The sequence below is a fragment of the Sphingomonas sp. QA11 genome (assembly GCF_028473665.1).
Taxonomy (GTDB): domain Bacteria; phylum Pseudomonadota; class Alphaproteobacteria; order Sphingomonadales; family Sphingomonadaceae; genus Sphingomonas; species Sphingomonas phytovorans.
In genome coordinates, this window is the sequence record NZ_CP098774.1 from 4,969,746 (window position 1) to 4,989,768 (window position 20,023).

Genomic DNA, 20,023 nt, shown 5'->3' on the forward strand with positions numbered 1-20,023 from the left:
CGCTCGCGGGAGGGGACCGAGGGGTGGGCTCGCGCTTTCCTCAAGCGGATCGCTTGCGGTGGCCGGGCGCCCACCCCCCAACCCCCTCCCGCAAGCGGGAGGGGGAACAGAAGTGATCATCCTGGGCCTCGACCCCGGGCTCGGCACGACCGGCTGGGGGCTGATCCGCGCCGAGGGCAACCGGCTGTCGCACCTTGCCAATGGCCGGTTGAAGACCGACAGCGCCGCAGCGCTGCCGCGCCGGCTCGCGCATCTCGATGCGATGCTGGGCGCGCTGATCGTCGATCATGCGCCGGATTCGGCTGCGGTCGAGGAGGTGTTCGTCAATGCCAATCCGCAATCGACCCTGAAGCTGGGCCAGGCGCGCGGCGTGGTGCTGTGCGCCGTCGCACGGTCCGGCATCGATGTCGGCGAATATGCGGCGCGGCTGGTGAAGAAGGCGGTGGTCGGCACCGGTGCCGCCGAAAAGGCGCAGGTCCATGCGATGATCGCGCGGCTGTTGCCGGGGGTGAAGGTCGACGGCGCGGACGCGGCCGATGCGCTGGCGGTGGCGATCTGCCACGCGCATCATGTGGCGAGCGCGCGACGGGTGCCGCTCGCCTGACCGTCATCCCGGGCCTCTCGACACGCTCGAGACAGGCTTGTTCCGGGGTCCATCGTGCCGCATACGAACGACGCACGGCACTTGCTGCCCGGTGGATGCCGGAACAGGTCCGGCATGACGGATAGAGCCACATCACCCAATGATCGCCCATCTTAAAGGCCGCCTCGACTCCCTCGGCATCGACAATGCCGTGATCGATGTCGGCGGCGTCGGGTATCTGGTCGGCGCGTCGTCGAAGACGCTGGCGGCGATCGGCCCGGTCGGCGAGGCCGCGATGCTTCACACTGAAATGCTGGTGGGCGAGGATTTCATCCGCCTGGTCGGCTTCGCCACCTCCGGCGAGCGCGACTGGTTCCGGTTGCTCACCGGCGTTCAGGGCGTCGGCGCGCGTGTCGCCCTGGCGATCCTTTCGGCGCTCGACCCGTCCGACCTGAGCCGCGCGATCGCGGCGCAGGACAAGGCGATGGTGGCGCGCGCCAATGGCGTGGGCCCCAAGCTGGCGGAACGGATCGTGCGCGAGCTCAAGGACAAGATCGGCGCGGTCGCGATCGGTGGCGCGACGCCGGTCGCGGTGACCGGCGCGGGCGCTGACGCGGTCTCGGCATTGCTCAACCTGGGGTTTCGTCCGGCCGAGGCGAGCGCGGCGGTGGCTGCGGCGGAGGAGGAACTGGGTGCCGGCGCCAGCCTCGATGCGCTGGTGCGCCTCGCGCTCAGAAAGGCGTCGCGGGCTTGATCGCCAGGCTGTGGCACGGGGCCGTTCCGGCCGACAGGGCTGAAGCCTATCTCGCGCGGATGCGCGAAGTGGCCCTTCCGGACTATCGATCGACACCTGGAAATCGCGGCGCCTGGTGCCTTCATCGCGCCGAGGGCGACGTCGTGCATTTCCAGATGCTGAGTTTCTGGCCCGATCTGGACGCGATCAAGGGATTCGCCGGCGATGACCATGAGGTCGCCAAATATTATGATTTCGACCGGGATTTCCTGATCGAGCTTGAACCGCACGTCACCCATTACGAGGTCCATGACGAATAGTGCCCGAACCCCTCTCCGTTCGACCGAGGGAGAGGACGATGCTTCGGTTCAGACGATCGGTGTCAGCAACGGCTTGCCGGCGAAATGCGCGTCGAGATTGGCCACCACCAATGCCGCCATCTCGGTGCGGCTTTCGACCGTGGCACTGCCCTGGTGGGGTACCAGCACGACCTGATCCATGCCCCTGAGCGCTTCCGGAACATGGGGTTCGTCCGCGAAGACGTCGAGGCCGGCGCCGGCGATGACGCCGTCGGCCAGCGCGGCGATCAGCGCCGGTTCGTCGACCAGGCTGCCGCGCGCGACGTTGATCAGCACGCCGTCCTTGCCGAGCTTCGCCAGGACCGATGCGTCGACGATGTTTCGGGTCGCGTCGCCGCCGGGAGCGATCAGGATCAGCGTGTCGCACGCTTCGGCCAGCGCGCCGATATCGGGGACGAAGCGATAGCCGGAGTCGGGCCGCTCGTGCCGCGCGGTATAGAGGACCTCGCTCGCGAACACCGCCGCGCGGCGGGCGATGGCCTGGCCGATCGTGCCGAAGCCGAAGATGCCGATCCGCCGCCCGCTCGACCTGCGGCCCAGCGGCACGGTCCATCCCCCGTCGCGGATCACCCGGTCGTTGAAGGCGATCCGCCGGTCGACCGCCAGCATCAGCCCGATCGCAAGATCGGCGACATCGTCGGTCAGGATGTCGAGCGTCGTCGTGACGCGAACGCCGCGTGCGCGCATCGCGTCCAGATCGATCCGTTCATGGCCGACGCCGTTGACCGAAATGATTTCCAGGGCGGGCAGCCTGTCGAGCAGGGCCTGGTCCACCTTCACCGAGCCGCCGCCGACGATCGCGCGGGTCGTCGAGGGCGGATCGTCGCGGTGAATGCTGAAACGCCTGGCCAGTTCGTCCATCAGGGGACCAGCCATCGCGGCCGGAAGATACAGGTCGGGAAGGTCGTTCATCGCCTTCCTATAGGATAGGCGCGCGACGTCGCCCAGAGCCTGCGGGCATGGCGGATCGCACCCGGGAAGATGACGGAGAACATACTTGTCGGGCGATCCGGGCAGGCCTAGGCTCGGTATGGGTTCTGGCGAGCGGCTTGTCGCTCGGTTTTCCCGTGTCCGCGGGGTTTTTCAATGACGCCCGGAGGTTGCGTCGCGCTGAAATCGTTCGAACCCGAGTCCATGATGTTGGGGAGAGACGAATGAAACGGCTTCTCTTGGTCACGACCAGCCTGCTGCTGATCCTGCCCGATCTCGCATTGGCGCAACAGGACGCGCCGCCGGGACGCGACCGGCCCGGGCAGGAACGCCCGAACCAGAACGGCCCGCACGTCAGGCCTCCACGCCCCGGCGGCCCGCAGGTCCAGCCGCCCCGTCCAGGTGGTCCGCAAGTCCAGCCACCCCGACCCGGCGGGCCGCAGATTCAGCCGCCGCGCCCGGGCAGGCCGGAAGTCCAGCCGCCCAGACCCGGCAGGCCAGAGGTACGGCCTCCGCGTCCCGGTGGTCCGCAGATCCAGCCGCCCCGTCCGGGTGGCGACCATGGGAGGCCGCCACGGCCGCAACCGCCGCGTCCGGGCTTTGGCGGACCGGGCCAGCACCGGCCGGGCGCCGGACGGCCGCCGAATTTCCGTCCAGTCCATGGGCCGTCATTCCGCTATCCGCGCGGCTATGGCTATCGCCGCTGGTCGATCGGCGCGCTGCTGCCGGCGATCTTCCTGTCGACCGCCTATTATTATAATTCCTGGGACAGGCTCGGCGTCGGCGCCCCGCCGCCGGGATATCGCTGGGTGCGCTACGGGCCCGATCTGCTGCTGGTCCAGCAGCGTAGCGGGCGCGTCGTGGACGTGATCTACGGCGCCTTCTACTGACCTGTCCGATGGCCGGGCCGCGTGTTCCTCCGGGAATGCCGGCCCGGCCTGACGATCCGGTCCTGCGGGCGCCGTCGCCGGGTGGCAAGTCGCGCCTTGCCCGGTTCGGCATCGGCGGGCTATCGCCGGTATCGTGAACGACAGCGACCGCCTCCTGACGCCAGCGCGCAAGCCCGAGGATATCGACGCGGCGCTGCGCCCGAAGACGCTCGACGATTTTGTCGGGCAGAAGGCCGCGCGGGAGAATCTGCGCGTCTTCATCGCGGCTGCCAGATCGCGCGGCGACGCGCTCGATCATGTCCTGTTCTTCGGCCCGCCCGGTCTCGGCAAGACCACGCTGGCGCAGATCATCGCGCGTGAAATGGGCGTGGGTTTCCGCGCCACGTCCGGCCCGGTCATCGCCAAATCGGGCGATCTCGCCGCGCTGCTGACCAATCTGGAGGATGGCGACGTCCTCTTCATCGACGAGATCCACCGGCTCGCGCCCGCCGTCGAGGAGGTGCTCTATCCAGCGATGGAGGATCGCGCGCTTGACCTGATGATCGGCGAGGGGCCTTCGGCACGCTCGGTGCGGATCGATCTGCCGCGCTTCACCCTGGTCGGCGCGACGACGCGGCAGGGGCTGTTGACCACGCCGTTGCGCGACCGGTTCGGCATCCCCGTTCGGCTCCACTTCTACACCGTGGACGAGCTGGAGAAAGTGGTGACCCGGGCGGCCACGCTGCTCGACCTGCATGTTTCGCCGGACGGCGCGCACGAGATCGCGCGGCGCTCGCGTGGCACGCCGCGCATCGCGGGACGCCTGCTCCGGCGCGTGCGTGATTTCGCCAATGTCGCCGGCCGCGCGACGGTCGATGCGGTGGCGGCGGACGGGGCGCTCAACCGGCTCGAGGTCGACAAGCTCGGGCTCGACGCGATGGACCGGCGCTATCTGATGATGATCGCCGACGTCTATCGCGGCGGCCCGGTCGGTGTCGAGACCCTCGCGGCGGGCCTCAGCGAGCCGCGCGACACGGTCGAGGAAGTGATCGAGCCCTATCTCATCCAGCTCGGCCTGATCGCGCGCACGGCGCGGGGCCGGATGCTCAATGCCGGCGGCTGGAAGCATCTCGGGCTCAACCCGCCGGCTGACAGCCAGGACGGATTGTTCGACTAGCTGGATCAACATTCACCTCATTGGCGCGATGGCTAACTGGACCTTCTCCGCGACCTCGGCGCCTCCGCGCGAATCACATTGCGCCACCGACGGGCCGGTCATGAATGCCGATCCGCCCGGGATGGGCTTCTTTCCGGATCGGTGTTTCTTGTTGCGCAGCATTGTGGCCCAGCCCCTCACAATCTGATAGCGCCGAAGCATGCCCAGCGCCGCCGCTTCCGCTCGTGAGATCCTTGTCCGCCTCCACGATGTGATGGCGTCGCGCACCGCGGCGCAGGCGAAGCTCAACTCGGTGGTGCAGATCGTCGGGGAGGCGATGTCGAGCGAGGTCTGCTCGATCTACCTGCTGCGCGACGGGGTGCTCGAACTCTACGCCACGCGCGGGCTGGCGCAGGAGGCGGTGCACGTCACCAAGCTCGCGATGGGCGAGGGGCTGGTCGGCACCATCGCGCAGGAGGTGGAGACGCTCAACCTCGACGAGGCGGCCGCCCATCCCGATTTCGCCTACAAGCCCGAGACCGGCGAGGAGAAATTCCACAGCTTCGCCGGCGTTCCGATCATCCGACGCGAACGTGCGGTGGGCGTCTTGTGCGTTCAGCATGCCGATCCCCATAAATATGACGATGTCGAGATCGAGGCCCTGCAGACTGTCGCCATGGTATTGAGCGAGCTGATCGCCAATGCCGACCTGGCCGATGCGGGCGGGGCCGCCGCGGCGCGCCCGCAATCGACCGCGGCGATTCGCGCGCCGGGGCTGAAGCTGGTCGATGGCATGGCGTCGGGCTATGCCGTGTATCACCAGCCGCGCATCACCATCGAGCATACCGTGGCCGAGGATGTCGAGGCGGAACGCCACCGGGTCTATGCCGCGTTCGACAAGATGCGCGAGCAGATCGAGCGAATCTCGGCCCAGGCCGAATTCGGCGTCGGCGGCGAGCATGAGGAGGTCCTCGAGACCTACAAGATGTTCGCCTATGACGAGGGCTGGAGCCGCCGGATCAACGAGGCGATCGATTCAGGCCTGACCGCGGAGGCGGCGATCGAGCGCGTGCAGCAGCGCACCCGCATGCGCATGCGCCAGATCGACGACCCGCTGCTCGCCGACCGGATGCACGACCTGGAGGACCTCTCCAACCGGCTGCTCCGGATCGTCTCGGGCCAGATGGGCACCGCGGCGCAGATGGGCCTCAGGCAGGATGCCATCCTGATCGCGCGCAACCTTGGTCCGGCCGAACTGCTCGAATATGATCGCAGGCGCCTGAAGGGCGTCGTCCTTGAAGAGGGCTCGCTGACCGCTCACGTCACCATCGTCGCGCGGGCGATGGGCGTGCCCGTGCTCGGCCGCGTGAAGAGCGTGCGCCGGCTGATCGGCGAGGGCGACCTGCTGCTGCTCGACGTGACCGAGGGCAATGTGTTCGCGCGCCCCTCCGCCGCGATGGAGGAGGCGTTCGAGACCAAGCTGGGGTTGCGCCAGAAGCGCCGCGCCGCCTTTGCCGCGCTGAAGACCGAGGCGCCCGTCACCAGGGACGATCACCGGGTGATGGTGATGGTCAATGCCGGCCTGCGCGACGATGTGGCGGCGCTCGACCTGACCGGCGCCGACGGGATCGGGCTGTTCCGTACCGAATTCCAGTTCCTCGTCTCGGCGACTCTGCCGGCGCGCGAGCGGCAGCAGCGGCTGTACCGGGACGTGCTCGATGCGGCGGGCGACCGCCCGGTGATCTTCCGCACCGTCGATATCGGCGGCGACAAGGCGCTACCCTATCTCAACAAGGAAGACGCCGACGAGGAGAATCCGGCGATGGGGTGGCGCGCGCTGCGGCTTGCGCTCGATCGCGGGGGGCTGATGAAGGTGCAGGCGCGCGCGTTGCTCGAGGCGGCATCGGGGCGGACGCTCAGCGTGATGTTCCCGATGGTTTCCGAACCCTGGGAGTTCGACGAGGCACGCGCGCTGTTCGAGGCGCAGCGCGACTGGATGGGCGCGCGCGGGCGCAAGCTGCCGGCCGAGATCCGCTATGGCGCGATGCTCGAGGTGCCGGCGCTGGCCGAGCAGCTCGACCTGCTGCTGCCGAATATCGATTTCCTGTCGGTCGGCACCAACGACCTGACCCAGTTCCTGTTCGCCGCCGACCGGGCGAATCCCCGGCTGGCCGAGCGGTACGACTGGCTGAGCCCGGCGATCCTGCGCTTCCTGCGCCGCCTGGTCGGGCCGACGCGCGCGGCGAACGTGCAGCTCGCGGTGTGCGGCGAGATGGGCGGGCGACCGCTCGAGGCGATGGCGCTGATCGGGCTCGGCATCGACCGGCTGTCGATCACCCCGGCGGCGGTCGGGCCGATCAAGGCGATGGTGCGTTCGCTCGACCGGGCCGCTCTGGTCGCCCATATGGACACGCTGCTCAGCAGGCCGCCGCGCGACATGCGCGGGGCGCTGACCGCCTGGGCCGCGAAAACCGGCGTCGAACTGGCATGATAGCGTGACGGGTGGCGCGACGAGACGTTGACAGGTGCCTAGCGCTTTGTGAGACACGCGGCGGCGCAGGATCATATATAGGGCGCAACCTGCCTCGCCGGAGAAGAGCATGACTGACACCGATCCCGGCGAAGAAGCGACTCTGTTCCCCAAGACCGCGGGCGAACGCCTGCGCGAGGCGCGAGAGGCACAGGGCCTGTCGCTCGCCGAGATCGCGGCACGCACCCGTATCCCGATCCGCCAGCTCGAAGCGGTGGAAACGAGCAATTTCGCGGCGCTGCCGTCGATCACCTATTCGGTCGGCTTCGCCAAGGCCTATGCCCGGGCGGTCGGCGCCGATGAGGTCGCGATCGCGCGCGACGTGCGTGGCCAGAACGACCAGACGGTCCGGCGCACCGAATATGAAGCCTATGAAGTGACCGAATCGTCGCGCGTGCCGACCGGCGGCATCGCGCTGGTCACCGGCGTGCTCGCGGTGCTGCTGCTGATCGGGGTTGGCCTGTGGTACGGCACCAACTGGTTCCGTGGCGAGGAGGCTCCGGCGCCGGCACCGATCGAGGCGGTGGACCAGAGTCAGGCCGCGCCCGTCGCGGCGCCGACCCCGGCCACGGCCGGGCAGGTGACGCTGGCCGCCACCGACGAAGTGTGGATGCGGATCTACGATGCGAGCGGCAAGACGCTCTACGAGAACACGCTGAAAGCGGGCGACCGCTATGACGTGCCGGCCGACGCCAACAATCCGATGATCAATATCGGCAGGCCCGACAAGCTCCAGGTGCTGCTCAACGGGTCGCAGGTGGCGCCGCTCGGCGACGGCAAGGTCGCGATCAAGGACGTGCCGATCGGCGCCGCGGCGCTCCAGGCCCGCGCCAACGGCACGCCGCTGCCGACGCCATCGGCGACGCCGGGCGCTGCCGTGGGGACGACGTCGCCAGCGACCCGGACGGCGCCGCGGACGCCGCGCGCCCGGAGCACGCCCGAAGCGGCGCCGGCCGCCGCGCCGGCCGCCGCGCCGCCTCCGCCGCCGGCCTTCGCGCCGACGCCTGCCCCGACCACTGCTCCTTAAGGCTGGCGACAGGATGATGGTGTCAGCTATACCCGGCAATCCAACGCACCGGGGGGTGTCTATGCGCAAGTTTCTGATGATGGCGAGAACGATGGTGACCGGGGCGATGCTGGTGGCGGGCTTCGGCCTGGCGCCCGGGATCGCGCATGCCCAGACGGCGATCGAGGGCCGTGTCGGCCGGCTCGAGAGCGAGATGCGCGCGGTGCAGCGCAAGGTCTTCCCGGGCGGGCGGGACCAATATGTCCAGCCCGAGATCAACCCGGCCGCGCCAAGCCAGGTCATCCCCGGCAGCCCGGCTGAGAGCCCGGTCGCCGATCTCGACGCACGGGTGAACGCGCTCGAGGCGCAGATGACCACGATGACCGGCCAGATCGAGACGAACCAGCACAGGATCCAGCAGGTCGAGGACGCGTTCAACACCTACAAGCGCACGATCGACGCGCGACTGCGGGTGCTCGAGGACAATGCTTCGTCGACCTCGGGCGCGAGCGCGCCGTTCGGCACCGGCCCGACCACGGTGCCGGCCGCCGGCGGTACCACCACGCCATCGACGCCCAAGCCTGCGCCCGGTGCCAAGCCGCCCGTCACGCCCCCGGCCACCAAGCCGGGGACGGCGCCCGCGACGGCACCCAAGGACCCGGCCCGTGCCGAAAAGATCGCGGCGATCGAGAAGCCGGTGACCGACGATCCGGCCGAGGACGCCTATCTCTACGGCTATCGCCTGTGGCAGGGCCAATTCTACCCCGAGGCCGAGACTCAGCTGAAGAAGGTCGTCACCACCTATCCCAAGCACAAGCGCGCCAGCTATGCGCAGAACCTGCTCGGCCGCTCCTATCTCGACGAGGGCAAGCCCTCGCTCGCCTCGATCGCCTTCTACGACAATTACAAGAAGATGCCCGATGGCGAGCGCGCGCCGGACAGCCTCTATTATCTGGCGCAGGCGCTGATGAAGCTCGGCAAGCCGGCCGATGCCTGCAAGGTCTATGGCGAGCTGAGCGACGTCTATGACGCGAAGATCGGCGCGACGATGAAGGCGGACATCGCCCGTGGCCGTACCGAGGCGAAGTGCAAGTGACCTGCCCCGGCGGCTCCCCCCGGCGCCGGCCGGGATCACGCTAGGCCCGGTGCGCGTGAGCGCGCCGGACACAGCATCGGTCGAAAGATTCCGGCAGGATTTCGAGGCGGTGCTGGGGCGTGCCCTGGCATCGAACGAGCGGGTCGCGCTGGCGGTTTCCGGCGGACCCGACAGCATGGCGTTGCTGGCGCTGGCCGCCGCCGCCTTTCCCGGACAGGCCATCGCCGCGACGGTCGACCATGGTTTGCGGGCCGAGTCGGCGGACGAGGCGGCGATGGTGGCCGGCTATTGCGCCGGCGCGGCGATCCCCCACGAAATCCTGCGCATCCCTGTTCCTCCGGAAGCTGGCGACAATATCCAGTCCTGGGCGCGGCAGGAGCGCTATGCCCTGCTGCGGCGCTGGGCGGCCGAGGCGGGGGCGCTCACGCTCTCTACCGCGCATCATGCCGACGACCAGGCCGAAACCTTCCTGATGCGCGCGGCGCGGGGGGCGGGCCTTTCCGGACTGGCGGCAGTGCGGGCGCGGCAGGAGATGGAGGTGCCGGCCCAAGAGGCACCCGCGCGATTGCTGCTGCTCAGGCCGCTGCTCGGCTGGCGTCACAACGAACTGGTCGCGCTCGCGGGGGCGGCCGGGCTGCCGTTCGTCGACGATCCCAGCAATGACGATGATCGTTTCGACCGGACGCGGTTCCGCCGGCTGCTGGCCGGGGCGCCCTGGATCGATCCAGTCCGGATCGGGCGTTCGGCCACGTGGCTGGCGGACGTCGATGCCGATCTGGTCGCGATCAGCCAATGGCTGTGGCGGGAACGGGCGCTGCCTTCGGACGAGTTCGAGGCGACGCTCGACGTATCGGGCCTGCCCCGCGCCGTCCGCCGCTATCTCGCCCGGATGGCGATCGAGCATGTTCTGGAGATGAAGGGCGGGAAGAGGGGGAACTGGTCCCGCGCGACCAACATCGAATCGCTGCTCGACGCGCTCGAATCCGGGAAAGCCGGCACGCAGGCGGGCGTGATGGCCTCGGCAAAAGGCGATCTATGGCATTTTCGTGAAGCCCCGCCGCGCCGATCACACTGATCAACGAAAGCATTGCGTTGTTCCATTGCCATTAACCTCGCACCGCTTATCTTGTACCCTGAAAGGTACCGGACACCCATGAACGACAATGAGAAGCAGCAGAGCCCGGATAACGGGGGCGGCAATCCCTGGATGAAGAGCCTGTTGATCTGGGTCGGCATCCTCGTCGCGCTGGCGCTGTTCGTGACGCTGATCGACGGCCGGACCCAGCCTGCGGCAAGCAGCACGATCCCCTATTCGGCGTTCCTCGACAAGGTCGAGGCCGGCACGGTGCAGGACGTCAACGTCGCGGGCGAGGTGATCACCGGCACGCTGAAGGATACGACCAAGTTCCGCACCTATGCGCCGTCCGATCCGCGCCTGACCGATCGCCTGCGCGAAAAGAACGTGACGATCACGGCGAAGCCGGAAGAAGGCCCGCCGATCTGGCAGTATCTGCTGGTCCAGTCGCTGCCCTTCCTGCTGTTCCTCGGCATCGCCTTCTTCGTCCTGCGCCAGATGCAGAAGAATTCCGGTTCGGGCGCGATGGGCTTCGGCAAGAGCCGCGCGAAGATGCTGACCCAGCGCGAGGGCAAGGTGACCTTCGACGACGTCGCCGGCATCGACGAGGCGCGCGAGGAGCTTCAGGAGATCGTCGAATTCCTGAAGGACCCGACCAAGTTCGCCCGTCTCGGCGGCAAGATCCCCAAGGGCGCGCTGCTGGTCGGCTCGCCCGGCACCGGCAAGACGCTGCTCGCCCGCGCCATCGCGGGTGAGGCGGGCGTGCCCTTCTTCACCATTTCGGGCTCCGACTTCGTCGAGATGTTCGTCGGCGTCGGCGCCAGCCGCGTGCGCGACATGTTCGAACAGGCGAAGAAGAGCGCGCCGTGCATCGTCTTCATCGACGAAATCGACGCGGTCGGCCGCCATCGCGGCGCCGGACTGGGCAACGGTAACGACGAGCGCGAACAGACGCTGAACCAGCTTCTGGTCGAGATGGATGGCTTCGAGGCGAACGAAGGCATCATCATCATCGCCGCGACCAACCGCCCCGACGTGCTCGACCCGGCGCTGCTGCGCCCGGGCCGCTTCGACCGCCAGGTCGTGGTGCCGCGCCCAGATATCGAGGGCCGGGTGAAGATTCTCCAGGTCCATATGAAGAAGGTGCCGCTGGCGCCTGACGTCGACGCGCGGACCATCGCGCGCGGCACGCCGGGTTTTTCGGGCGCCGATCTCGCCAACCTCGTCAACGAGGCGGCGCTGACCGCGGCGCGCAAGGGCAAGCGCCTCGTCGCCATGGCCGAGTTCGAGGAGGCCAAGGACAAGGTCATGATGGGCGCCGAGCGGCGCTCAATGGTGATGACCGAGGATGAGAAGCGCATGACGGCCTATCACGAGGCCGGGCACGCCATCGTCGCGCTGCACGAGCCGGCGTCGGACCCGATCCACAAGGCGACGATCATCCCGCGCGGCCGTGCCCTCGGCATGGTCATGCGGCTGCCGGAACGCGATTCCTACAGCTATCACCGCGACAAGATGTACGCGAACCTCGCCGTTTCGATGGGCGGGCGCGTCGCCGAGGAAGTGATCTTCGGCTATGACAAGGTTTCGTCGGGTGCGTCGAGCGACATCCAATATGCAACCGGCCTGGCCCGCGACATGGTCACGCGCTGGGGCATGTCGGACAAGCTCGGCCCGCTCGAATATGCCGAGCCCGAGGGCGAGAGCTTCCTTGGCTATTCGTCGAGCCGCCCGGTGCGCATGTCGAACCAGACCGCGCAGCTGATCGACGACGAGATCAAGACGATCGTCGAAGGCGGTCTCAACCGCGCCAAGGAACTGCTGTCGACTCATCTCGACCAGCTTCACCTGCTGGCCGGCGCGCTGCTCGAATATGAGACGCTGTCGGGCGACGAGATCAAGAAGCTGATCGCCGGCGAGGAAATCGGCCGGATCGACAGCGGTCCCAAGGGGCCGCCGGTCCCGGCCGGCGGCACCTCGATCCCGCGCACGCGGCGGCCCAAGGGTCCGTTCGGCACCCCGGCGCCGCAAGGCGCGTAAGACGGGGCGCCGCAAGGCGCACGAGGCCAGATTTCCATCGTTTCAGGCCGGCGGCTGCATCTTGCGGCCGCCGGCTTTTTCTAGGGCGAGGCTGGCGTGCCGGGCCCGCCCGATGGCCCTGTCCTGATTTCAACCGCATAACCGCACGGCTCGTGGCGGTGTGCGCCGGACTACCCGGCCGGCCGGATTCAGTTCATTTTCGGTTCACCCGCCTGGCTGACATCGGGGCGACGAGGCGGATGGATGGAGGGGACGGGAATGCGTCGATCGATATCAATGGGTGCGCTGGCGCTGCTGGTCGTGTTGCCTGGCGTTGCGCAGGCGATGACGGTGGACGAATTCCTCGCCAAGGCGGCGGCGCTCAAGGCCAAGGGGGTGAGCGCGATGATGTCGCCCGATATCGGCCTGCTGCGCGGCGAGGTGAAGGCGGCGGGCGATTCCTACCGCGCTGAAATCGATTCGGCGGCTGCCACTGGCGCCAAACCGCGTGGCTGCCCGCCGCCCAAGGGCCAGGCCAAGATCGATTCGAATACGCTGATCTCGTCCTTCCAGACGATTCCGGCGGCGAAGCGCGGGATGAGCGTGAAGACCGCCTTCTACAGCTTCATGGACAAGCGCTATCCCTGCCCGTGATGCCGCCTGCCCCTGAGGGCAATGGTCACTTCATGAGGCCGAGGACGAGCAGCATGATCGTGAAGGCAAGCAACGCGAAAACCACGAAGACCAGCAGCGCCAGCGTCCGCCACAGCGCGGATCGCTTGCGCAGCGAATAGGCGCCGCGCAGCTGCGCGAACATATGGACCGGCGGCGCGAGCATCGCGGTCATTGTGACCAGGCTGGTCGGTACGCCGATCGTCCAGGCGAGGGTGAGCGCCACGACCAGCAGCGTCATGAAGGACAAGGAGTAAGTGACGAAGATCGCGTGGTCGTAGAGCTTGAAACCGCGCCGCCAGAGGAACAGCAACGCGACGAACGGCACCGAGATGGGAATCAGCGCCCAGGAATATTTATAGGCGCTCGACTGGAGCTTGTAGAGCGCCAGGCCTGGATTGGCCTTGGCCTTCTCGATCCCATGCTCGATTGCTGGTCCGAGGCCGAGATTCGATTTGACGGACAGGGCCGGGATGTCCTCCTTGCCGAGGGCGATGTCCCGCCGAACCTGGGTGAGGGAATCCACCGTCGCCTGGGCCGCGATCAGCTTGCTGTCGGGAATATCGGTTTGCTTCTGTCTGGCCTGCGCCTTTTCCAGTTTTACCTTCGCTTTTGCCAGCCGGGCGTCGATCCGAGCGATCTGCTCCTGTCGACTGGCCGGCGTCAGGTTGATGGGGGTTTCGAAGTCGCCGTCGAAGGTGTGGATCGACGCGAACATCAGGAAGACGGAAAACAGGAACAGGGCGAGCGGCGATACGAAGCGCGCGCGCTCGCCGGCGATATAGCGCCGGGTCAGCGTGCCGGGATGCAGCACGAGCATCGGCAGCGTGCGCCACACCTTGCCCTCGAAATGGAAGACGCCGTGAAGCAGGTCGTGTCCGATCGCGGCGAGCGAGCGATGGACATGCGCGGCCTGGCCGCAGGCATGGCAATGATCGCCGATCAGCGCGGTGCCGCAATTCAGGCACAGTCCCCCGGCGCCATGCCCGGCCCCCGCGTGGCTGTCGCCAGCCCTGGGCTCGATCGCGCGCCCGATGAGCGCTCCCGTGGCGATGTCGCCGGCTGCTTCTATTCCCCCGTTCATGGCGGGCGAATATCATCTTGTCGTAGCAAAAGGCGATAGCCCTTTGGCGTGGGTCGCCGGTCGTGGTAGCGAGCCCGGCATGGCCGATGCCGAAACCGATTCCGCGGCGCTGATCGCCGATATGGGCCGCCGTGCCCGCGCCGCCGCGCGCGTGCTCGGCGGCCTGTCCAGCGCCGCGAAATGCCGTGCCCTCGAAGCAGCGGCCGACGCGATTCGCGAAGCTGCCCCGGCGATTGCCGCCGCCAACGCCGAGGATATGGCGCGGGCGGAGGCTGCGGGACTGTCGGCGGCGATGCTCGACCGGCTTCGGCTCGATGCCGGGCGGATCGAATCGATGGCGGCGGGCGTCGCGGCGGTCGCCGGCCTGCGCGATCCGGTGGGCCAGCTGATCGACGAGAGCCGCCGGCCGAACGGCATGGTGCTGCGCCGGGTGCGCGTGCCGATCGGGGTGATCGGCATCATCTACGAAAGCCGCCCGAATGTGACGGCCGATGCCGCGGCCCTGTGCATCAAGTCGGGCAATGCCGTGATCCTGCGCGGCGGATCGGAGGCGATCTGCAGCAACCGCGCGATCCATGCGGCCATGGTCGCCGGGCTCGAGCGTGAAGGCGTGCCGGGCGATTCGGCGCAACTGGTGCCGACTACCGATCGCGCGGCGGTTGGTGCGATGCTCGGCGCCGAGGGCGCGATCGACCTGGTCGTGCCGCGCGGCGGCAAGAGCCTGGTCGCGCGTGTCCAGGCGGAGGCGCGCGTGCCGGTGCTCGCGCATCTCGACGGGATCAACCATGTCTATGTCGATGCCTCGGCCGATCCGGCGATGGCGCGGGCGATCACCGTCAACGCCAAGATGCGCCGTACCGGCGTGTGCGGCGCGATGGAGACGCTGCTGGTCGATCGCGGCTATCAGCATATTGCCGATCTGGTGAAGGCGCTCGGCGACACCGGCTGCGAGGTGCGCGGCGACGCCGCGATCCGCGCGCTGGTGCCCGGAACGGTTCCCGCCGATGAGGCTGACTGGGATACCGAATATCTCGAGGCGATCGCCTCGGTCGCGATGGTCGACGGGGTCGATGGCGCGATGGCGCATATCGCGGCACACGGATCGCACCATACCGACGCGGTCGTGGCTGAGGATGAGGGCGTGGCTGAGCGTTTCCTTGCCGGCGTCGACAGCGCGATCGTGCTGTGGAACGCCTCGACCCAGTTCGCCGATGGCGGCGAGTTCGGCCTTGGCGCCGAGATCGGCATCGCCACCGGGCGCCTGCATGCCCGTGGCCCGGTCGCGCTCGAAGGGCTGACGACGTACAAGTGGATCGTGCGCGGGACCGGGCAGACGCGGCCTTAAGGCCGCTCGCCCCTTCGTCCTTCCCGGGCCGGGGAAGAGATCGGGATTATTCCAACAAGCCCATTGTCGCGCTTCGGGCCGATACGCATATCCTCCGCGCCGACGGGAGTGGCATCGACGAAGGGATTCCCAGCATGCGTTACAATCCGCTCGGCCGCACTGGCCTGTTCGTCTCGGAACTGTGCCTGGGCACCATGACCTTCGGCGGCGAGGGCTTCTTCGCCTATATGGGCCGGGTGAGGCAGGACGGGGCCGACGCACTGCTCAAGGCTTCGGTCGATGCGGGCGTCAATTTCATCGACACCGCCAATGTCTATTCGCAGGGCCTGTCGGAGGAGATCACCGGCCAGGCGATCCGAAATCTCGGCCTCCGCCGCGAGGATGTGATCCTCGCCACCAAGGTGATGGGGCCGATGGGGGAGGGCATCAACAGCCGCGGCGCGTCGCGCGGGCATATCATGGACCAGGTCAAGGCGAGCCTGGCCCGGCTCGGCACCGACCATATCGATCTCTACCAGATCCACGGGTTCGACGCGGCGACCCCGATCGAGGAGACGGTGCGCGCGCTCGACGATCTCGTGCGGCAGGGGCATGTCCGTTATGTCGGCGTATCGAACTGGGCTGCGTGGCAGATTGCCAGGGCGCTGGGCATTTCGGAGCGGCTGAACGCAGCGAAATTCCAGAGCGTGCAATCCTATTACACCATCGCCGGCCGCGACCTGGAACGCGAGCTGGTGCCGATGATGACGTCCGAAGGGCTTGGCCTGATGGTGTGGAGCCCGCTCGCCGGCGGCTATCTGTCGGGCAAATATCGCGGCGGCGATGCCGAAGGGCGGCGCGCCACGCGTGCCTTCCCGCCGGTCGATCGGGCGCGCGGCGATGCGGTGCTCGACGCGCTCGAGCCGATCGCGACGGCGCATGGCGTGTCGGTCGCTCAGGTCGCGATCGCCTGGCTGCTGCACCAGCCGCACGTCACCAGCGTGATCGTCGGCGCCAAGCGGCAGGACCAGCTCGACGACAATCTTGCCGCGACGAAGGTGGTGCTGAGCGCCGACGAGTTGGCGACGCTCGATACGGTGTCGAAACTGCCGCCGGAATATCCCGGCTGGATGCTCGACGTGCAGAGCAGCTATCGCGACGGCGCGCTGAAGCAGCCGCCGCGGGCAAAATCACCTGAAGGTTGATTCCCTGTAATCGAGTGTATACATTCGATACATGAGCAAGACCGCCGTCATCACCGCGCGCCTCGATGAAGAAACGCTTCAATCCCTGGACGCCCTGGCCGAGAGCCAGGAACGGACTCGCGCCTGGCTCGTCGCCAAGGCGGTTAAGCGGTATGTCAAGGAAGAGACCGAGTTTCGCGCCTTCCTGAAGGAGGGAGAGGACGCGATCGATCGCGGCGACTATTTCACCCAGGAGCAAATGGAGGAATGGGTCCAGGCACGCGGCAGGACTGCTGACGCCGCATGAGGCAACTCCGGTGGTCGCGCGACGCGCGGTCCGACATGGCGGCGATCGACGACTATTATCGTCCGCGCAACGTGGAATTCGCGCAGCGCGTGCTCGCTCAGGCAGTTGCCGCGGGCCGAATGCTTCAACAACACCCGCATGCTGGTCCGATGATCGATGACGACGGCATGCGGAAATGGCGCGTGGCACTAACGCCCTATATTCTGCTGTATCGCGATACAGGGACGATCCTGCGTATCGTGCGCGTCATGCACGCCGCACAGGATTGGCAGAGCGATTTGCCATGACCCGCATCGGCATCCTCGGCGGCTCGTTCAACCCGGCGCATAGCGGCCACCGCGCGATCAGCCTCGCCGCGATCCGCGCGCTTGGGCTCGATGAAGTGTGGTGGCTGGTCTCGCCGGGCAACCCGCTCAAGGAGAAATCGGGCGACATGGCGCCGTTCGCGATCCGCTTCGCCTCGGCGCGGCGCATGGCCCGCCATGCCCCGATCCGGCCCAGCGCGATCGAGCTCGACCTGCACACCCGCTACACCGTCGACACGGTCCGCGCGCTCACCCGGCGCTACCCGAAAACGCGCTTCATCTGGCTGATGGGATCGGACAATCTCGCCCAGTTCGACCAGTGGCGCGACTGGCGCGGCATAGCGCGCGAGGTTCCGATTGCGGTCGTCGCCCGTCCGGGCTATGATGGCGTCGCCCACGCGGCCCCCGCGATGGGTTGGTTGCGGCGCTTCATCCGGCCCGTGGACCAGGCAAAGAGCTGGACGAAGTGGAGATTGCCGGCACTCGTGCTGTTGCGCTTCCGCCCCGACCCGACTTCCGCGACCCGGCTTCGTATGGCCGATCCCGCCTGGCAGCGCCGTTTTGCGCGGCCGGTGCCACCCACACCCTCAACATAGGAATCGTCTTGGCCTCATCTTCCCCTGCGTATCGTGCGTCCGAACCCGATGAGGTGGAGGCGCTGCACAAGCTCGTCCTGGCGTCGCTCGACGACGATCAGGCCGTCGACACCATCTCCATCCCGCTGGCGGGCAAAAGCAGCATCGCCGATCACATGGTGATCGCGAGCGGCCGCTCGACGCGCCAGGTCGCCTCGATGGCATCGAAGCTCGCCGAGAAGATCAAGGGCGAGCTGGGCCGGAGCACGCGGATCGAGGGCCTGCCCACCGCCGACTGGGTGCTGATCGATGCGGGCGACGTGATCGTCCACCTGTTCCGCCCGGAAGTGCGCAGCTTCTACAATCTCGAGCGGATGTGGGCGTTCGGCGACGCGCCGCCCCCTGGCCCGGATTCGTCTCCGGCAGCGCTGACGCCCGACGCGTAAGCCGCGTTGCTGCTCCATATCGTCGCGCGCGGCCGGATCGGGCGCGGGCCCGAGGCCGAGCTGGTCGATCGCTATGTGAAGCGCCTGGCCTGGCCGGTGAAGCTGACTGAACTGCCCGATACCGGCGGCAGGATGCCGGCGGTCGAGCCCGGCACCCGAATCGTCATGCTTGACGAGACAGGTGAAGTGCTGCCCTCGCGCGGCTTCGCTGAGCGGCTGGAGAAATGGCGCGACGGCGGCGTGCGCGAGGCGCGTTTCCTGATCGGCGCGGCCGACGGGTTCGACGATGCGCAGCGGGCCGGTGCCGATCTCCTCCTGTCCTTCGGCCGCGCGACCTGGCCGCATCTGCTCGCCCGCGCGATGCTCGCCGAGCAATTGTGGCGGGCGACCAGCATCCTTGCCAACCACCCCTATCACCGCGAAGGGTGAGCGCATGCGTGCCGCCTGGACAGCATCGATCGCTGCCGCCGCCCTGGCCGGCATCGGCATCGCGTCCTCGCCGGCCCAGACAACACCAGCGCCAACCACGGCATCACCTGCCGACGAGCAGCGCCAGCGCCTGATCGAGGCCAAGGCGCAGTCAGCCGCCGCCGCCGCGCGATCGGCGCAGCTTGAACAGGCAGCGGCGCGGGAACGGAACGAGGCGGTCCAGGCACGCGCGCAGGAGGCGGCCGTCGCCGCGCGAATCCAGCAGGCGGAGGCCGATATCGCGGCGGGCCAGGCCCGGATCGCGATCATCAACCGCCTGCTCGCTGCCCAGCGGGCGCGCCTCGCCGCCTGGCAGGGGCCGGTCACGCGGCTGATGGCGGCGCTCCAGTCGCTCGCGCGGCGGCCAGCGCTGATCAGCATCGTCCAGCCCGGGTCGGTCGGTGATATCGTCCATGTCCGCGCCGTTCTCGCCAGCACCTTGCCGGTGGTTCGGGCGCGTACCGCCGATGTCCGCGCCGATCTCGCCCGTACCCGCCAGCTCCAGGCGAGCGCGGCGCTGGCGACCCGGACCCTGGCCGACAGCCGAATGCGGCTCGAGGAGCAGCGCCTCGCCCTGACCCGGCTCGAAGCGGAGCACCGGCTTCGCTCGCGCGCGCTCGGGCGCGACGCGCTGTTCGAATCGGATCGTGCCATCGCGCTTGGCGAGCGCGCCCGCGACATCGTCGACCTGATGGACCGGCTCGGCAGCCAGGCGACGACGCGCGAGGAGCTCCAGTCGCTGCCTGGCCCGCTGCCTCGTCCGCCGCGCCCGGGCGAAGTCCCGTCGCCGGTCGAAACATTGTCCTGGTCGGCCGGCGTGCCGCCCTACCGCCTTCCCGTTATGGGACGGGTGGTGACCGGGCTGGGCGAGCTTTCCGATGCTGGCGTGCGCGCGCGCGGGCTGACGATCGCCAGCGCGGCGCAAGCCGCGGTGATCGCACCGGCGGCGGGGCGGATCGCCTATGCCGGCCCGTTCCGCGGCTATGGGACGATCGTCATCATCGATCATGGCGGTGGCTGGACCTCGCTGATAGCCGGGCTCGGCGCCGTCTCGGCGAAGGTCGGGCAGATCGTGGCGCAGGGCTCTCCCGTCGGGCGCGCAGGGACGGGCGATGAACCCCGCATCACCGTCGAGTTGCGCCGCCGCGACCGGCCGATCGACATGACGCCGCTGCTGGGATGATGTTTTTCAGCTCCCCTGAAGCGTGGAGAGCGGAAGGAGTCACCCCCTGTTCAGCCGCGCTACGCTTTCATCCGCGGCATTTGATCGCTACGATGCCCGCAAACCGGTTTCCTGGGTAA

21 protein-coding genes are annotated in these 20,023 nt (G+C 68.2%); 19 read left to right on the plus strand and 2 right to left on the minus strand.

What is annotated here, in order from left to right; genetic code table 11:
* Positions 1 to 112 precede the first annotated feature (112 nt).
* From ruvC to NDN01_RS23020, 3 genes are all read left to right on the plus strand, one after another.
* Positions 113 to 604 (plus strand): crossover junction endodeoxyribonuclease RuvC, encoded by a 492-nt coding sequence (ruvC, locus tag NDN01_RS23010; protein ID WP_272624436.1) that lies wholly within the window; start codon positions 113 to 115, stop codon positions 602 to 604.
* Positions 605 to 743: 139 nt separating this feature from the next.
* Positions 744 to 1,337, plus strand: a complete 594-nt coding sequence (gene ruvA, locus NDN01_RS23015; protein WP_272624438.1) for a Holliday junction branch migration protein RuvA — start codon at positions 744 to 746, stop codon at positions 1,335 to 1,337.
* A complete protein-coding gene (locus tag NDN01_RS23020; protein ID WP_272624440.1) occupies positions 1,334 to 1,636 on the plus strand; it encodes an antibiotic biosynthesis monooxygenase family protein in 303 nt (100 codons plus the stop codon). The genes ruvA and NDN01_RS23020 overlap by 4 nt, the downstream gene beginning before the upstream one ends.
* 48 nt (positions 1,637 to 1,684) lie before the next feature.
* On the opposite strand, the gene NDN01_RS23025 is transcribed toward NDN01_RS23020, so the two are convergent.
* Entirely contained in the window at positions 1,685 to 2,587 is a 903-nt protein-coding gene (locus NDN01_RS23025) for a 2-hydroxyacid dehydrogenase (protein ID WP_272624442.1), read from the minus strand.
* 242 nt (positions 2,588 to 2,829) lie between these two features.
* Here NDN01_RS23025 and NDN01_RS23030 point away from each other — a divergent pair, with 242 nt between their 5' ends.
* The 8 genes from NDN01_RS23030 (at position 2,830) to NDN01_RS23065 (ending at position 13,010) form a co-directional block, all read left to right on the plus strand.
* Complete coding sequence (locus NDN01_RS23030; RefSeq protein WP_272624444.1) at positions 2,830 to 3,495, plus strand: RcnB family protein; 666 nt, start codon at positions 2,830 to 2,832, stop codon at positions 3,493 to 3,495.
* A gap of 133 nt (positions 3,496 to 3,628) precedes the next feature.
* Complete coding sequence (gene ruvB, locus NDN01_RS23035; RefSeq protein WP_272624446.1) at positions 3,629 to 4,651, plus strand: Holliday junction branch migration DNA helicase RuvB; 1,023 nt, start codon at positions 3,629 to 3,631, stop codon at positions 4,649 to 4,651.
* A gap of 199 nt (positions 4,652 to 4,850) precedes the next feature.
* Complete coding sequence (gene ptsP / locus NDN01_RS23040; RefSeq protein WP_272624448.1) at positions 4,851 to 7,121, plus strand: phosphoenolpyruvate--protein phosphotransferase; 2,271 nt, start codon at positions 4,851 to 4,853, stop codon at positions 7,119 to 7,121.
* A 109-nt stretch (positions 7,122 to 7,230) separates the two neighbouring features.
* Complete coding sequence (locus tag NDN01_RS23045; RefSeq protein WP_272624450.1) at positions 7,231 to 8,187, plus strand: helix-turn-helix domain-containing protein; 957 nt, start codon at positions 7,231 to 7,233, stop codon at positions 8,185 to 8,187.
* Between the two features lie 61 nt (positions 8,188 to 8,248).
* Positions 8,249 to 9,262, plus strand: a complete 1,014-nt coding sequence (locus NDN01_RS23050) for a hypothetical protein (RefSeq protein ID WP_272624451.1) — start codon at positions 8,249 to 8,251, stop codon at positions 9,260 to 9,262.
* 55 nt (positions 9,263 to 9,317) lie between these two features.
* Positions 9,318 to 10,337 (plus strand): tRNA lysidine(34) synthetase TilS, encoded by a 1,020-nt coding sequence (tilS, locus tag NDN01_RS23055; RefSeq protein WP_272624453.1) that lies wholly within the window; start codon positions 9,318 to 9,320, stop codon positions 10,335 to 10,337.
* A 78-nt stretch (positions 10,338 to 10,415) separates the two neighbouring features.
* Positions 10,416 to 12,377 (plus strand): ATP-dependent zinc metalloprotease FtsH, encoded by a 1,962-nt coding sequence (ftsH, locus tag NDN01_RS23060; protein WP_272624455.1) that lies wholly within the window; start codon positions 10,416 to 10,418, stop codon positions 12,375 to 12,377.
* Positions 12,378 to 12,635: 258 nt separating this feature from the next.
* Positions 12,636 to 13,010, plus strand: coding sequence for a hypothetical protein (locus tag NDN01_RS23065; protein WP_272624457.1), 375 nt, complete (start codon positions 12,636 to 12,638; stop codon positions 13,008 to 13,010).
* Positions 13,011 to 13,035: 25 nt separating this feature from the next.
* On the opposite strand, the gene NDN01_RS23070 is transcribed toward NDN01_RS23065, so the two are convergent.
* Positions 13,036 to 14,112: a DUF3667 domain-containing protein gene (locus NDN01_RS23070; protein WP_272624459.1), complete on the minus strand. Its 1,077-nt coding sequence runs from the start codon at positions 14,110 to 14,112 to the stop codon at positions 13,036 to 13,038.
* A gap of 79 nt (positions 14,113 to 14,191) precedes the next feature.
* Here NDN01_RS23070 and NDN01_RS23075 point away from each other — a divergent pair, with 79 nt between their 5' ends.
* The 8 genes from NDN01_RS23075 to NDN01_RS23110 all read left to right on the plus strand — a co-directional run bounded on the left by NDN01_RS23075 (position 14,192) and on the right by NDN01_RS23110 (position 19,904).
* Positions 14,192 to 15,457, plus strand: a complete 1,266-nt coding sequence (locus tag NDN01_RS23075) for a glutamate-5-semialdehyde dehydrogenase (RefSeq protein WP_272624460.1) — start codon at positions 14,192 to 14,194, stop codon at positions 15,455 to 15,457.
* A gap of 134 nt (positions 15,458 to 15,591) precedes the next feature.
* Positions 15,592 to 16,641, plus strand: coding sequence for an aldo/keto reductase (locus NDN01_RS23080; RefSeq protein ID WP_272624461.1), 1,050 nt, complete (start codon positions 15,592 to 15,594; stop codon positions 16,639 to 16,641).
* A gap of 31 nt (positions 16,642 to 16,672) precedes the next feature.
* Positions 16,673 to 16,927 (plus strand): CopG family ribbon-helix-helix protein, encoded by a 255-nt coding sequence (locus tag NDN01_RS23085; protein WP_272624463.1) that lies wholly within the window; start codon positions 16,673 to 16,675, stop codon positions 16,925 to 16,927.
* A gap of 35 nt (positions 16,928 to 16,962) precedes the next feature.
* A complete protein-coding gene (locus tag NDN01_RS23090; protein WP_443025163.1) occupies positions 16,963 to 17,214 on the plus strand; it encodes a type II toxin-antitoxin system RelE/ParE family toxin in 252 nt (83 codons plus the stop codon).
* Complete coding sequence (locus tag NDN01_RS23095; protein ID WP_272624466.1) at positions 17,211 to 17,828, plus strand: nicotinate-nucleotide adenylyltransferase; 618 nt, start codon at positions 17,211 to 17,213, stop codon at positions 17,826 to 17,828. Before NDN01_RS23090 ends, NDN01_RS23095 begins: the two co-directional genes overlap by 4 nt.
* Before the next feature lie 8 nt (positions 17,829 to 17,836).
* Positions 17,837 to 18,253, plus strand: coding sequence for a ribosome silencing factor (gene rsfS / locus NDN01_RS23100; RefSeq protein WP_272624467.1), 417 nt, complete (start codon positions 17,837 to 17,839; stop codon positions 18,251 to 18,253).
* 6 nt (positions 18,254 to 18,259) lie between these two features.
* On the plus strand, positions 18,260 to 18,682 hold the full coding sequence (locus NDN01_RS23105; RefSeq protein WP_272624469.1) for a 23S rRNA (pseudouridine(1915)-N(3))-methyltransferase RlmH: 423 nt from the start codon (positions 18,260 to 18,262) through the stop codon (positions 18,680 to 18,682).
* Between the two features lie 4 nt (positions 18,683 to 18,686).
* On the plus strand, positions 18,687 to 19,904 hold the full coding sequence (locus NDN01_RS23110; protein ID WP_272624471.1) for a murein hydrolase activator EnvC family protein: 1,218 nt from the start codon (positions 18,687 to 18,689) through the stop codon (positions 19,902 to 19,904).
* Positions 19,905 to 20,023 lie beyond the last annotated feature (119 nt).

Coding starts and splice junctions, on each gene's coding strand:
- ruvA (WP_272624438.1), top strand. CDS start 744: ATGATCGCCCATCTTAAAGGCCGCCTCGACTCCCTCGGCATCGACAAT.
- NDN01_RS23025 (WP_272624442.1), bottom strand. CDS start 2,587: ATGAACGACCTTCCCGACCTGTATCTTCCGGCCGCGATGGCTGGTCCC.
- NDN01_RS23030 (WP_272624444.1), top strand. CDS start 2,830: ATGAAACGGCTTCTCTTGGTCACGACCAGCCTGCTGCTGATCCTGCCC.
- ptsP (WP_272624448.1), top strand. CDS start 4,851: ATGCCCAGCGCCGCCGCTTCCGCTCGTGAGATCCTTGTCCGCCTCCAC.
- NDN01_RS23045 (WP_272624450.1), top strand. CDS start 7,231: ATGACTGACACCGATCCCGGCGAAGAAGCGACTCTGTTCCCCAAGACC.
- NDN01_RS23050 (WP_272624451.1), top strand. CDS start 8,249: ATGCGCAAGTTTCTGATGATGGCGAGAACGATGGTGACCGGGGCGATG.
- ftsH (WP_272624455.1), top strand. CDS start 10,416: ATGAACGACAATGAGAAGCAGCAGAGCCCGGATAACGGGGGCGGCAAT.
- NDN01_RS23065 (WP_272624457.1), top strand. CDS start 12,636: ATGCGTCGATCGATATCAATGGGTGCGCTGGCGCTGCTGGTCGTGTTG.
- NDN01_RS23070 (WP_272624459.1), bottom strand. CDS start 14,112: ATGAACGGGGGAATAGAAGCAGCCGGCGACATCGCCACGGGAGCGCTC.
- NDN01_RS23075 (WP_272624460.1), top strand. CDS start 14,192: ATGGCCGATGCCGAAACCGATTCCGCGGCGCTGATCGCCGATATGGGC.
- NDN01_RS23080 (WP_272624461.1), top strand. CDS start 15,592: ATGCGTTACAATCCGCTCGGCCGCACTGGCCTGTTCGTCTCGGAACTG.
- NDN01_RS23085 (WP_272624463.1), top strand. CDS start 16,673: ATGAGCAAGACCGCCGTCATCACCGCGCGCCTCGATGAAGAAACGCTT.
- NDN01_RS23090 (WP_443025163.1), top strand. CDS start 16,963: ATGGCGGCGATCGACGACTATTATCGTCCGCGCAACGTGGAATTCGCG.
- NDN01_RS23095 (WP_272624466.1), top strand. CDS start 17,211: ATGACCCGCATCGGCATCCTCGGCGGCTCGTTCAACCCGGCGCATAGC.
- NDN01_RS23110 (WP_272624471.1), top strand. CDS start 18,687: ATGCGTGCCGCCTGGACAGCATCGATCGCTGCCGCCGCCCTGGCCGGC.